The organism is Burkholderia sp. KJ006, assembly GCF_000262695.1.
GTDB lineage: Bacteria > Pseudomonadota > Gammaproteobacteria > Burkholderiales > Burkholderiaceae > Burkholderia > Burkholderia vietnamiensis.
On the sequence record NC_017922.1, the window covers coordinates 973,102 to 986,901 of the forward strand.

A 13,800-nucleotide genomic window follows, 5' to 3' on the forward strand; every position below is an offset into this window, starting at 1 on the left:
TATCGTCGAAAGCACATCGATTTAAATGTGCGCACCACATCATCGAATCAAGATTAGAGGCAATACTGTTTGTCAAGCTCGGTCAGAGACTGGCAGCGCCCCCAAAATCCTTGGACTGTTGAAACATACGACCGCGAACCGGGTGAAGTTGGATCCAACGTGGACGCTTGTCGGTCCAGACACGATGACGATGGCCGAGGACCGGACGAACCTGAGTCGACAGCCTACGATGAATGTGCCAATCGCCGCGACGCGCCCATGAGGATAGTGATGATGATGAAGTTCGCTCTGCCCTGCTCGCTAGTACTTGTGTCATGCGTGAACACCACCTGCCTGGCACAAAGTACCGGGCAAGTCCTATCGGGGCAAAGCACCCCGCGGCCGCGTTTCGGCCAACCTGCCGCGAAGAGATTGAACGGAGCCGTGTACAGCACGTCATTACCGTTCGACCCGCTGCTAGGTGCGCCTTCCATCGATGCGCCTGCGCTCGTCGACCAACCGGATATCTCGGCATTCGATCCGCTGCTCGCAGCACCTTCCGACTACCTTGATAGCAGGCCGTCAGTATCGGCCGGCGCGAGCGGTATCGCGCCGGCCGCTCATGGAGCAACGACGGAACACGGCGGATCAGCCGACGCCGCTGAAGGCTATGCGGCCACGCCGACGGAGAGAACACTACTCGAAATCGCGGTCGATCGCGGCAACACGGGTCGATTAGCCGACGGCGTTCGGACGCCGCTAATGGTGCAATCGCAGACGAAAGCTCAGCATTGGGACCCTACAACGCAGTCCATGGAAGCAGGTAGCGACATATCGGCACAAGCGGCATCGCCGGTGACATCCGGTGTCGCACATGGCGGCAGCCCAGCTGCGGACACACAAATTTACAGGCTGCCGTGGTAGGTAGTTGCTCGAGATATCGGAACTTCGTATGGCTGGCGAGTCGGAACTCAGACGCTCACGTCGAATCACTCCGGGTAAAGCAGCGTGAATGGTTTCGTCGCGCTGTTCCATGGAGGCAAGAAGCCATCCGTTTGACCACGACGTTGTGCCCCCACGGCCGTGACTGCCTTGAGTAATCTCGTCCGACACAAAGTCGGTCGGCGCGCCTCGATGCGGCTCCCACAGTGCTTGTGCTGCGACTCGCTCGAGTGAGCGATATGTACGATTTCCTGGACGTCAGGCGCGAGGCGTAGAACGGGATCTCCCGATCCCAGACCGCTCGCCAATGCGCGGCAATTGGCGCGCATTCTTATCCCAACGGGCTAGTGGCCAATTTATCGAGCACCACGACGGTCGCTTCGACCCGGCGGTTACCGATAGGCTTCCGTCAGCGCCCGTCCCGGCGACCTACCAAGGCACTTGGGATATGTTGCGTACCGCGGTACGTCTGGCCATCACCGCCCGCAGCGATAATTTGGCTCTCTCGGTCTGCCCGATTCAAAGCCCCGGCAGGTCGTGAGTACTGTCGCGGCACCAGCACGGTTTCAGGTAGACCGCTTCTGGCATACGAAGCCTTCATCGCGTGTCTCGACTCGCGAGGCATCGAAGAACACGCCCGGGCGCATCGACGTGAGGAGGCCCTTGCTATCGTTCACTGACTTCTTCGATCACAACGCCGATGACCGTGCTCGCCGACATGCCGTCTCGTATAGTTGCAGGTACTCATCGGCCATTCTGCGCGCCGAAAAACAGTCAATACCTTCCCTCGCGATCCGACGGGCGTGAGAAAGGGCCTCGGCGTCGCACAGCAGTCGGCTCAACTCCGCTGACAATGCAGGCACGTCATCGGGCGGCACCAGCGCACCACTGGCCCCACCGTCCAGCGCCTCGGGGATGCCATCGACATCCGACGCGATGACCGCGCAACCCGCTTCGCGCGCCTCCAGGACGGCAAGGCCAAACGGCTCTCGGCGCGACGCCAACACGAACACATCGGTTTGCTTGAGATGCGCCATGACGTTTTGCTTGAACCCAAGAAAATGCACGCGGCCATGAAGTTCCAGTTCCCGCACGATAGCCTCGAAGGAGGCGCGGTCCCTGCCTTCGCCGATAACGTACAGGTGTGCATCAACTTTGGTCGCCTGACTCGCCGCAAATGCTCGGATCAGCACGTCAATGCCTTTTCGATGAAATAGCCCGGCAACCGTTGTCACACTGGGTCTCTGCATGAGCGACGTCGTTGCCTGATCGTCCTCTTTGCGGGCGCGTGGCGTGCCAACCGTGCCGTTTCGTATAGTCGCAACTCGGCTTGGATCCACGCCCCGGTTCACCATAGCTGCGGTTACCGCTCGGCTTACACCCACGACACGATCCGCTAGGCCCATGTATTTGGCGGAGCGATTGAACTCATTGTGAACAGTCGAGATGAGCGTATAGGTTTTCGCTGCCTTCCCTACCTTGCCCAGAAAGAGGCCCGTCACCATGTGCGCGTGGACGATATCGGGGCGCTCCCGGAACAGGATGGCCACGAATTTCATCACCATGAACGGTATCATTGCCTTTCGAACCGGGCGTTGCCTGAGTTCGACGTGACGCACCCCGTATCGTTCGAGCAGTTCGACGTACTCACCCCCAGCCGATACCACCACTATGTCGTGCCCCTCCTTGGCTTGATGACAAGCCAGATCGACCAGCACGTTAATGATGCCGTTTCCGCACTCCCGTACGTCATTAGCCAGATGCAATATCTTCACTGGTCCTTTCCCACCATTTTATTGTTACCGACAGTTAGGCTAGTTTGAGCAAGTCCTCATCTGATCTTTTTCATAATAGCCCCACCGGTGGCGAGCCGATTACCATTTGCGCTCACTCCTTCAATAAGCAGCTCGACATGTCCGCGCTCCAGAACCGGGACGCCAGTTTGCTGGGTTACCACGAGATCACGCACCACAACGCCCGAGCTTTCATCGACGAGCACAGGATTTCCGCCATTAATCGACGTCGAATCTATCTCGACATCGGTTGCTCCGCTCACAAGCACCGAATTTGTTCCCATTGTGGGATGGGTAATTTCGATTGAATTTCCGCTCATCCTTGCACCATACGGATAATAGGTATCGTATGACGACTCGTGAGCTATCGCGATACCGTGCCCACGTGGACTGATGATCCTGTTACTGTAAATTCCACAGTGGCTAGCTCCGATGCAAGCGACCCCTCGGGCGTGTGACGAAACACTCGTATTTCCCTTGATAATCACATTGTCAGTTTGCTTCGGCCAGCTTGCGTAAGCAACGGCCGAAAATGAGTCGTCACCGGTATTCAAAGCGAAATTACTCTCTACGACGACATCCGACGAACCGTTCACCACATGTATGCCATCGGCGAGCGTGTTTTCGACATGATTGCCAGAAACCAACACCGAGCGACTATTCGCGATCAGAATCCCGGCCGACGCGCCGCCCTGTATCAAGAGGTTCTTTACATAGCAGTGCTCCACGTCCTCCATCACAACGTCTGCGGAATTCTGCTCGTGGAGCCGCGTTCTCGCGTTCGAAATGAATCGAAGGTCCCGAACACCACACTGGTTGGCTCCCTTGAATACCAGGGCAGCCCTTGCGGGCGAAAGCGCCTTGAGCACGCTCTCTGGACCAGCCCCGGACACCGTCACCTGCCCGCTAACGGTGATTTCCCCGCTATGCAGATAGGTGCCGGCGGGGAAAAACAATTCCCCGCCGCCCGCCGCATTCAATGCTGCAACGGCCCGCTGCAAGGCCGGAGAGTCGTCACCACGCCCATCGCCCGTTGCGCCGTAATCTCTGACGTTGAACACCGCCGGCGCCGCTGATGCTACCGTCGCATACCCCAGCAAAACTAGAGCTCGAATAGCGCGCACCAGGGATCGTCTACTATCGTGGTCCATAGCAATACCCCTCATTCCTGAGCTGCAGGCTTCAAGAGCTGGCCCAGTCTGCCACTTGCCGCGAACGCGATCATTGCACCGACGCTGACCAAGCAGCTCGCAATCTGCACGGCGACTGAAAGCTCTTCTATACACAGCGCGTAGTTCAGCGTAAGGCATACCACCGATATGACAGCTGGAAGTGCCGCTTCCGCAAGCAGTCGTCCGCACCAAGCCAATACCAGTGCGTCACACAAATTTCGCAAAACAACAACGACGGCTACACCATTCAGTCCGAAGTGTGATGCACCAACCCAAATAGCAGCAAGCAGAAGCGGCGTTTCGATCAGGCTCAATTTGGCCACGATGTTTGGCTGCCCAGTCGCCTGCAGAAAGGCAATGACGATTACGCTTTGACCCGCCGCCCACACGCCGAGGATAAGCAAGCGCGCGACCGGAATAGCATTCGCCGCGAACTCGTGGCCAACCCAGAGGATCAGAAACGGTTTGATGATCCAAAGGGCAACGATGAGACACGCAGTATAAATGTATCCGTGAATCCGCAATGCCTGCAGGCACAGGCGATGCGCGTCCTCGGGTGTATTACTGGAAAAGCGCGGAAACATGGTGCGGGCAAGCGCATTGGGCATCAGCATACAGCGCAGAATCAGATTCTGCGGCACCCCATAGACGCTCAATGCTGCGGCGCCCACGACTGACCCTATCGCAAAGCGATCGGCATTATCGGCGAGGACCCGCACCGACGATGAGGTGACAACCCATTTTCCGAAATGCAGCAAATCGAGCGCGCGCGCGCGGGAAAACCTCCCAAGCCAACTCAGGTCGAACGTACTGCGCACCACCACTGCAAGCATTATGCAAGTCAGGAGACGTGCGATCGCGGCCGCAGGAACAACGATCTCGAGAGACGGACCGACCATCAGCCCAGCAATGAGCGGTAAAGTTTGAACACCTAATGTTCCGATAAACTGCACCCCATTGTAGATACCGAATCGTTCAGCGCCTTCGAGAGCGCCGCCCAATACCGCAGAAAGATTCACGATTGGAATGGCGATGGCAATCCATAGAACTGATCTCGCAATTTCAAAATGGTACGATTCAGGCGCCTTCACGAGATGGTGCAATATCCAGTCGCCGGCAAAATAAAAACATATCCCACCTACTATTCCAAGCGCCGTATTGAGATATACCGCGCTCCAGAAAACGGCACGGACCTCGCTCATGTCCCGGTGTACCACTTTCGATATCCGGTTTGCAGTCGCTCTGCTTATGCCGAGGTCGAGAATTCCAAAATATCCGACCAGTGTCCACACGAACGTAAGGATGCCATATCTGACCTCGCCAAGATGATGGAGGTATGCCGGCACCGTAACGAGCGAAACGGCAATTGGTAGTGCCGAGCCACCAAGATTCAATCCAAAATTCCTGACTATATTTTTGATCTTCACGAACGACATCCGATTCGGGTAAATTGACCGCCCATGCCATGTGACTCCATCATGCAGTTCGCTCCGGGGGACCATAGCCCGTCACGACTCCAGGCGATGCTTTACCCTTTACCAGGGTGCCGCCAACGGCCGTTAGACGTGGCGCCAGAGCGATAACGACCAGCAGCGAAACGCCGATTTGCGGAAACACAGCATTGAGCGAACCACGTAACAGGATGAACAGAAAACCGGCAACCGTGCCGACCAGCAGTCGATCGAGCCCCAACACTCGCTGCTGGAGCGACGCCTGATAGCGCCCGTCATACTTGGCGGCAAACCAGCCCGTAGCCGCAAAGAAAGCGACGACCCCGATAATTCCCAGTCCGCTCAATGCCTCCCCGATGAGCGGCGCGGAAAGATTCGAGTACTCGTACCCCACGTAGTCAGCCGCCAGGGCACCCGTAATTGTCGCCTTCCCCGCCCAGAGGGAGCGTGGCACCCAGAAGAAGATTGCGGACAGAAAATTGCTTCCCCACGATATGCCGATACCCTCAGTCATGCGCGCAATATTGGCGAGTTGCTGCAAGCCATCGAAATCGACGCCACCTATCAGGTATGTGCCGATGTCGGGCAGCAAACTTCCTTGACGGGACATTGCCTCCCCAAGATTCTTCACCACCGGGAACAGCGTATACAGGAACACTGGCGCGGCCGTCCACATAATGATGCGAGTACTCCTTCGGCGAAGCGGCCGCAAAACAAGCAGCGCGCCCAACATCATGCCCAGAAAGTGAAACCGCGGGCTCGATATCGGGTTATTCACGAACATTGCAACGGCAGCGCAAACCAGTGTGAACATAGCCAGCATCGGAAAATATCGTTTCCTCTTCGCGGCAACCCGAATCGTACGCGCGTTTACAACGTATGCGGCCAACGCAATGGCTACACCGAATACCGAGAACTTCGCGGCGTTATAGACGAGTGCCAGTTGATCAGACTGGTAGATCATCTCGCCCAGCGCGCTACGCTCCTGAAGAAAGCTGGCTGGACCGACGGTTGCGATCAAAGCCATAGCCGGGACGGCGCCTGCAAAAGCAAGCATGATCTTCACCACGGTGATCCGTGTGGCGGCCGCCGCCTCGCCGGCTACGCCCGCATAGGCTACACCGCCCCTTCTCAGCCGATATGCGATGGAGAACGACCATAGACCGACAGTCACGGCGCACAAAGCGTATTCCATGTCGGCGTCGGTTGCGACGCGCGCCCAGGGATAAAAATTGCTGGTCACCTGCAGCCAGCCTGGAATCAGTAAGAAGAACGCGTGATAAAGCCAGAAAACGGTCGCTATTGGCCTCGCGTCTCTAGACGTGATGGTTTCGCCGAACTGGTAGACGGAGTAGAAGACGCATGCAAGCAATACGGGTTGGACAGCGTTGTCATCGACAAGCACGACCAGCAGTACCGTCACTCCCAATAGCAACTCCACTGTCGCCTTCAATTTTCTAGATGTGGATGCTCGACTCACGTTCTGCTCGCTTTCCTGATTTTAGTCACGCATTCGCCATGCGCCCCGGTAAATTCAACGACGGCCGATCTCGCTTCTAAACGACTCGTAGCCCTCGATCACAAAGTGCTCGAAGCGACGCTTGAAGGTTTCGGACGAAAAACGCAGCGCGTTCTCGCGACACGCGTACGGATCGAATCTCGTGCGATCGGCCTCGAATCGTCCCACTGCACTTACAATGCTGGCCGCGTCTTGACCGTTGTAGAAAACGCCAGTCGGTGCGCCTTCGCTACCATCACGTACCGACTCTCGCACGCCCCCTTGACCGTATGCAATGACGGGGGTGCCGCACGCTTGCGCCTCCACCGGCACAATTCCGAAATCCTCCTCCGCATTAAAGATGAACGCGTTAGCACGCTGCATCAGAGAAAGCAATGTTGAGAACGGTTGATAGCCGAGAATTTCGATATTCGGCGTGGACATCGACTTTACGATCGACAGATCCGGCCCCCCCCCGACAACTACCAGTTTCTTGTCGGGCATCTGTCTGAACGCGTCCACAATTTCCGGTACCTTCTTGTAGGGTACTAACCTCGAGGCGGTCAAATAGAACGGCTCCTTGGGTAAATGCAGCGAGAACGCATCCGTATCGACCGGCGGATAGATGACCGTGGCATGCCGCCGATACGACTTACAGATGCGCCGTGCGATGAAATTCGAATTCGCAACGAAGGCATCGACCCCAACTGAAGTCCGCGCGTCCCACATCCGTACCTTGTGTAGCATCCAGCGCGCAAACACGGTGCGCAACCCGCGATTCAGTTTCGCTTCTCGCAAATATTGGTTCTGCAGATCCCATGCGTATCGCATAGGCGAGTGCACGTAAGATACGTGAAACTGATTCGGCCCAACCAGAACGGCCTTCGCCACTGCGTGCGAGCTCGAAATAACGATGTCATATCCTGAAAGATCAAGTTGCTCGATGGCAACCGGCATTAGAGGAAGATATGACCGATACTTCGAACGTGAACGCGGCAGTTTCTGAATGAAAGTAGTCTGTGAGCTTTTTCCCTGTATGAATTGTCGATCAGCGTCCGAATAGTGATCGACGACGGTGAACATGTCCGCATGAGGAAATATCTCGACAATCTTTTCGAGTACCCGTTCCGCGCCGCCACGAGTGACGAGCCAGTCGTGGACAATAGCAATCTTGTGTCCTGCAAGGGGGCTCATGTCACGCTCCCAAACTATTTACCAGTTCCATCATCCTGCTCGTCCTGCGCTCATACGTATATTCCTGCGCGAGCGAAAGCCGCGCGTGGAGTTTTTCCGTCGAGTCCGAAAGAGCGCGCTCAACACCCGCGACGAAGGATGCGTGGTCATTCGCAAGCGTGCACACATCGGCAAAACCGGCAAGTGCATGGAGATCGGTCGCAACGACCGGCTTGCCAGCCGCGAGATACTCAAAGAACTTCATTGGAAACATTCCCCGCGTATATTCGTTCAGGCGGCTTGGCAAAATAGCGACGTCAATGCCTTTCAGGTAAGCCGGCAAGCTCTCGTAGGAGCGCGCACCGAGGAGATGGACATTTGGCAATGCTTCGACCTGCGAAACGGTAGTCGATGGATCGCCTTCTCCGACGCGACCAATTAGTACGATCGACCATTCGGGATGCTCGTGCGCCATGCGAGCCAGAAGCTCGAAGTCAACCTTGTAACCGCTGATCGCACCGATGAATCCGATGCGCGGCCCTGGAATCGCCTCAAGATCGGAGGGAACCTTGAGTTCTCGGTCCATCGCCGAACCAAAATGAGCGTAATCGGCAACGTTCGGGAAATAGTAGGTCTGCTGCTTCCACGCCTTGCGCGTCTCCAAGAGGTGCTCCGAAGTGACGAAGCAGATCTGGCAAGACTGTGTCAGTTCCATCTCCGCAACTTCCACGATGTCGTATGGAACCCCAGGTTGAGCCTTAACCTCGTCAACGCAGTGGTAGACGAGCTTTTCGAAACGCGACAAGTCGAAGAACCGCGTAGTCAGAGGGTTATATGTCCAGCAAATCGGGCGCTTGAATCCCAAGTATGTGCTGCACATCGCCAGGCCGAACGACAGCAGCATGCGGTTGAGACGCCGCACAACGCTATATTGATGCATGGGAATAGCAACAGGTGACCAAACCCAGATCCGTTCCTGCACCTGACGTAGCCCCTTCGCGCTCTTGACCAGCCGCCGCACAATTCGGCGCATGTCACCCGTGGTCGCCGATGGCTGCCGCAGCCCGATTGAATCCACATAAAGGACGCGATGGCCGCGGCGTGCCAGTTCAACGGCTACGTGCTGTTTGTTCGTCCAGAAGGGGTTGTCCCAATCCGCTGTCGACAGCAGTACGATGTCTTCACATTTCATGATGACTCTCCATCCGACACTCTTGTTGCGCGCGAAATTGATTGCTGGCGCGAAGCTCTTGAAATAGCTGGATGTATTGAGCCGCGCAGTAATCGATCGACTGCTTCGCGTCAAGCACGCTGCGACTGCCTTCGTTCGCGTGGCCCAGTGCGGACATGAGGGCATCGGCTGCCTCTTCGGCGTTCAGCGCATCAACACCCCACACCGCTCGCCGGTTAGGAACCCGATTCAAAAGATGGTCAGACAGGACGCACGGCAATCCCACGCCCATCGCTTCGAGCAAATTGAGCGGCGCTCCTTCTGCACGCATCGATAGGAAAGCGAATACATCGCCCGCATTCAAATAGCGCGCAACCTCGTGCCGGGATAGTCCGCCGGCAAAGTGAACTGTCCGTTCGATACCGAGTTCGGCTACGAGACTCTCAAGACGACGTCGGTCCGGACCATCGCCCACGAGGATCATCCGTACCGAAGGAGCCCGCTTCAGAACGAGCGCAAAGCTCGAGATCAGCTGTGCCACACCCTTTTCGACGTGCATACGGCACGCACAAACAATTACGGGTGCCCCAATCCAGCCGAGCTTCGCGCGGATCGCTTCACGCGCATCGAGGTCGATTGAAAACAAAGACTGATCGATGCCATTTTCGATGACTGCGATTCGTCGGTCTTTGCCGCCAAGCCGCGACAGCGGATGCAATAGCTCGCTCTTTACCGTCTCCGAAACGCATACAGTCGCGTCATATCGTGCGCGCACGGCGCGATCCTTGAAGAGCCAAACCGCGTTGCGTACGGATCCCGCGACTGACTTGATAGATGGCGTCTTCCACTTCGTGCGAATTTCCCCGAGGCTGCTCCCGTGTGCCTGCAACACGATGGGTTGATGACGCTCGGCGGTCATCTTTGCCACCTCACGGCCTGCTGCGCTGACGCTGAGCACACCGAGCGTCGTATCCCTTCGGACATCGAGAAAGAGCTCCTTCGTGCCATGCCAGAATCGTGCCGAATAGCGGGCCGCCGCGGCACCAGCGATGGCCTGCACGCACACGCCATCTTGCTCAAATGTGGCCGGCGCTCCGACGATCTCCGTTGTGCCGACGATGACCTCAACACCCTGACGAACGATCGCCTTCGCCAAATCCCAGGTCATGACCTCGAGTCCACCGATACGATGTTGGGGAATCGATCGGGAAAGAATCAATAGCCGCTCTTTTGTCATCTTGCTTCCGCGATTTCGCTATAAATGCGCTCAAGCGTCGAACATTGCTTGACCACATCGAATTGCCGTTCCACGCGCGCCCGTCCACTGCGCCCCATTCGCTGCCGGACCGTCTCGCTTTCCACGAGAAAGGCGATTGCATCCGCTAATGCGAAAGCGTCTCGCTCGGCAACCAACAAGCCCGTCTCGCCGTCCACTACGGCTTCTGGAATCCCTCCATGCCGCGTCGCCAGAACAGGTAGGCCGCTAGCAGCTGCCTCGAGAACCACCATGCCCAGCCCTTCGGCGTCGCCGTTACCGGCAGTCACACTGGGTAGGCACAGCAGATCAGAGCTCTGCAGATGTGCCTGCACTTGAGCTTGTGTTTGGACGCCATGGAATGCCACGTTCCCCGTCAGGCCTTCCCGCGTCGTCATAGCTTCGAGTTCGGCACGCAGCGGGCCTTCGCCTATTACATCGAGACGCACGCGACGACGGACACGCTCCGGTAAGCGCAACAGTGCTTCCAGCAAATAGCGCGTGCCTTTTTTCTCAACTAATCGTGCAACGTGCAGGATCCGAAACACTTCACCGCGTGTGTACGACGTCGGCGTAAATTGACTTAGGTCTATCCCGATGTAATGCGTCAAGAGTCGCTCTTCGGGAAATCCAAACTCGATCGCTTTATTGCGGATGAATTCCGAAACGCACAAGAGGCGCGTTGCATATCTCGCGAGACTTCGATGGGATAAACCGTAGCGCACCAAAGCCGGCGACCTGGAATTTAGGAACTCAGCGCGTCCGACTGTCACGTCAAAGCCATGCAGCGTCGCGATAAGAGGTACGCCGAGCGAACGCGCGAGTGAAGCTCCATATAGCGCGTCGACGCCAAAGTGCGCGTGCACGAGCGCAGGCTTACGCTTGGCGACTTCCCGGTTCAGCTCCCGAGAGCGACCGCAAAGCGCATGCATGAACTTCCCTATTCGTCCGCCAGACTCGATAACGATGCTTTGCTGACCTGCCGCCGCGGGCGCCCAGCGTTCACGCCCGACGAATATCGGGTGGAACGAAGGAAGATGGCGCGCCTGCAGTGCGATGAAAGGCTCCGAAGGCTTGAACAGCTGATTGCGGTAAATCACAACAGAGCGGTTTTCGGCGCACGGGCGTCCCGGGAAAAGCGAATTTTTCGCGTTCATTCCGACACGCTCTCGTAGCCGTAATAGCTCGAGTAATACGCTCCGTATCCGACGCGGCGCTTCGGCACATCGGTAAATAGCGCGCCTTTCAGGGTCACGCCACTAATTCGCAGTCGGCTTACCGATTCGAGCAGCTCTGGCACTGGGTGACGCCCGTGGCGCACGACAAGAAGAGTCGAGCCCGCATGGCGACCGATCAATGCCGCATCGGTCACGGCCAGAATAGGTGGCGTGTCGATGATAACGAGGTCGTAGCGCGCCCCGAGCTCGTCGAGTAGCGCCTTGAAATTGCGGCTCATCAGGAGTTCGGCCGGATTCGGCGGTAGAGTCCCCTTCGGCAGCAAGTCGAGCCCCGGCAGCACCTCATGCAACAACGCGCTGTCGAGTTCGGCTCCCGCAATCACGTCGGAGAGCCCCGGCTGTCGTGAAACGCCCAAATAGCTATGGACATCGCCGCGCCGCATATCCGCATCGACAAGAAGCACTCGCTTGCCGCTTGCGGCGAGTACCGCTGCCAGATTGACTGACGTGAACGACTTACCGACGGCCGGACGTGGTCCCGTAATGACCAGGATGTTGTTCGATGCTTCGATAAGCCCGAACTGCAATGCGGTATGCAGACTGCGCATTGCTTCTATCGCCACGTCATTAGGGGCAATTGCCGCGAGTACGTGGTGCTGCCCGACGGACGCACGGCGGATTGCGCGCGACAGTCGCGTCTGCGTCTCGCTGTGCGGAATCGAAGCGTAGACGGGAAGCTCAAGCACACGTTCGATCTCGTCACTCTGCTCTACCCCTCCAAGCAACGTCTTGCGCAAGAATGCCACCGCGACGCCTGCGACAACGCCAAGCACCAGTGCCGCAGCAATCACGAATAGTCGCTTGGGCTTGACCGGTAGATCCTGAGCGACTGCGTAGTCGACTACGCGCACCGAGCCGACCTGCCCAGCCTTCAAGATGCGTAATTGCTGTGCGCTGTCGAGCAGATTGGTGTACAGCTGCGTATTCACGCGTACGTCGCGCAACAGCCGAAGCGCCGATTGCTCCGTGTTGGGGAGACTCTCGACGTGCTTGTTCAACTGACCCTGCTGTTCCTGCAAGGCAGTGATTTGAGCGTCCAATGACGCAATTGCCGGGTGTGACGGTGTAAACCGTTGCGCCAGCTCGATACGCCGTTGTTGGAGGTCCGCCAGCTTGGCTTTGCCATCCACAATCTGCTGGAGTAGCAACCGGCTCTCCTCGGTCAGGTCAACCGTACCGTTCCGATTCCGAAAGACGTTGTAGCGGTTCTCAGCATCGTCGAGTTGCTTGCGCAGAACCGGGAGTTGCTGGTCGAGAAATGCGATCGTGTGTTCGGCTTCAGCCGATTTTCGATCTATGTTTTGCTGAACATATGCAGATGCGATCGCATTTATGATTTCGGCCGTGCGCTGGCTATCCGGTCCGTCGAGGCTCACGCCGATCACGCCGGATTGCTTGGTTTTCTCCGCGATGACAAGATCATTCTGAAGTTTATTGACCGTTTCAAGCGTCGACGCGCGTTTGACCACGAACTCGGTGCCTGGCCTGCCAACAAGGCGAGAAACCTGTATTGCACGCACCTCACCGGACTTGAAAGTCAGGAGTTGACCGACCCTGCCCCGCAACACAACACTGTCGTCCTTGTCCCGCAGTTCGAATTGATTATCCGGCAGGGCTATGAGGATGAACGGTACGTCGTACAACTGCTCCGGAACGTCGAAACGAGTGACTTCGGCCGCCTCATTACCCCATGCGAACTGCCGCAGGCCCCATAGCGGCGGGGCAGGCATCGACCCGGAGGCGTGTCGTGCGATTATCGATCCTATAAACGGGAAATATCGCGGCTGAACCGAAATGTCGAGGTGCAGTGCGCGGACCGTTTGTCCTACGACGAGACGCGAACGAATCAGCTCAATTTCTGCCGATGCAGTCTGCTTCGTGTCGAAAACAGAAGCGAGCTGCCCCAGCGCGTCGTTGACCGATCCAGTGCTGTCATCGACTTGAATCATCACGTCTGCCCGATACACCGGCTTCGCGATCAACGCGTACATGACACCAATCAGCACGGTACATGCGGTAATAGCCGCAATCAGTCGCCAGTTTTCCTGAACGATTACCAAGTAATCGGACAGATGCACGTCTTCGCTATGTGCCGCGTCAACAGGGATTTTGATTGTAGCAGTCATCT

At 57.0% G+C, this 13,800-nt stretch carries 10 protein-coding genes; 1 reads left to right on the forward strand and 9 read right to left on the reverse strand.

Annotation, left to right across the window (positions count from 1 at the left end; genetic code table 11):
- Positions 1-270: 270 nt before the first annotated feature.
- Positions 271-903: a hypothetical protein gene (locus MYA_RS31610; protein ID WP_146230249.1), complete on the forward strand. Its 633-nt coding sequence runs from the start codon at positions 271-273 to the stop codon at positions 901-903.
- A 707-nt stretch (positions 904-1,610) separates the two neighbouring features.
- Here the strand turns inward: MYA_RS31610 and MYA_RS28195 are convergent.
- From MYA_RS28195 to MYA_RS28230, 9 genes are all read right to left on the reverse strand, one after another.
- The gene (locus MYA_RS28195) at positions 1,611-2,696 is read right to left on the reverse strand and encodes a glycosyltransferase family 4 protein (RefSeq protein ID WP_014726211.1); all 1,086 of its coding nucleotides are present in this window, start codon (positions 2,694-2,696) and stop codon (positions 1,611-1,613) included.
- Between the two features lie 56 nt (positions 2,697-2,752).
- The gene (locus tag MYA_RS30560) at positions 2,753-3,775 is read right to left on the reverse strand and encodes a glycosyl hydrolase family 28-related protein (protein WP_158333108.1); all 1,023 of its coding nucleotides are present in this window, start codon (positions 3,773-3,775) and stop codon (positions 2,753-2,755) included.
- Positions 3,776-3,876: 101 nt separating this feature from the next.
- Positions 3,877-5,313 carry a flippase gene (locus MYA_RS30565; RefSeq protein WP_158333109.1) on the reverse strand — a complete coding sequence of 479 codons (1,437 nt, stop codon included), beginning with the start codon at positions 5,311-5,313 and terminating at the stop codon, positions 3,877-3,879.
- A 49-nt stretch (positions 5,314-5,362) separates the two neighbouring features.
- Positions 5,363-6,817 (reverse strand): hypothetical protein, encoded by a 1,455-nt coding sequence (locus tag MYA_RS28205; RefSeq protein ID WP_014726213.1) that lies wholly within the window; start codon positions 6,815-6,817, stop codon positions 5,363-5,365.
- 54 nt (positions 6,818-6,871) lie between these two features.
- Positions 6,872-8,029, reverse strand: coding sequence for a glycosyltransferase family 4 protein (locus tag MYA_RS28210; protein ID WP_014726214.1), 1,158 nt, complete (start codon positions 8,027-8,029; stop codon positions 6,872-6,874).
- A gap of 1 nt (position 8,030) precedes the next feature.
- Complete coding sequence (locus MYA_RS28215) at positions 8,031-9,200, reverse strand: glycosyltransferase (RefSeq protein WP_041494407.1); 1,170 nt, start codon at positions 9,198-9,200, stop codon at positions 8,031-8,033.
- Positions 9,190-10,416, reverse strand: coding sequence for a glycosyltransferase family 4 protein (locus MYA_RS29015; RefSeq protein ID WP_081054441.1), 1,227 nt, complete (start codon positions 10,414-10,416; stop codon positions 9,190-9,192). The genes MYA_RS28215 and MYA_RS29015 overlap by 11 nt, the downstream gene beginning before the upstream one ends.
- The gene (locus tag MYA_RS30570; RefSeq protein ID WP_081054440.1) at positions 10,413-11,591 is read right to left on the reverse strand and encodes a glycosyltransferase; all 1,179 of its coding nucleotides are present in this window, start codon (positions 11,589-11,591) and stop codon (positions 10,413-10,415) included. Before MYA_RS30570 ends, MYA_RS29015 begins: the two co-directional genes overlap by 4 nt.
- Positions 11,588-13,798, reverse strand: a complete 2,211-nt coding sequence (locus tag MYA_RS28230; protein ID WP_014726218.1) for a polysaccharide biosynthesis tyrosine autokinase — start codon at positions 13,796-13,798, stop codon at positions 11,588-11,590. Before MYA_RS28230 ends, MYA_RS30570 begins: the two co-directional genes overlap by 4 nt.
- Positions 13,799-13,800 lie beyond the last annotated feature (2 nt).

Coding starts and splice junctions, on each gene's coding strand:
- MYA_RS31610 (WP_146230249.1), top strand. CDS start 271: ATGATGATGAAGTTCGCTCTGCCCTGCTCGCTAGTACTTGTGTCATGC.
- MYA_RS28210 (WP_014726214.1), bottom strand. CDS start 8,029: ATGAGCCCCCTTGCAGGACACAAGATTGCTATTGTCCACGACTGGCTC.
- MYA_RS28215 (WP_041494407.1), bottom strand. CDS start 9,200: ATGAAATGTGAAGACATCGTACTGCTGTCGACAGCGGATTGGGACAAC.
- MYA_RS29015 (WP_081054441.1), bottom strand. CDS start 10,416: ATGACAAAAGAGCGGCTATTGATTCTTTCCCGATCGATTCCCCAACAT.
- MYA_RS30570 (WP_081054440.1), bottom strand. CDS start 11,591: ATGAACGCGAAAAATTCGCTTTTCCCGGGACGCCCGTGCGCCGAAAAC.
- MYA_RS28230 (WP_014726218.1), bottom strand. CDS start 13,798: ATGACTGCTACAATCAAAATCCCTGTTGACGCGGCACATAGCGAAGAC.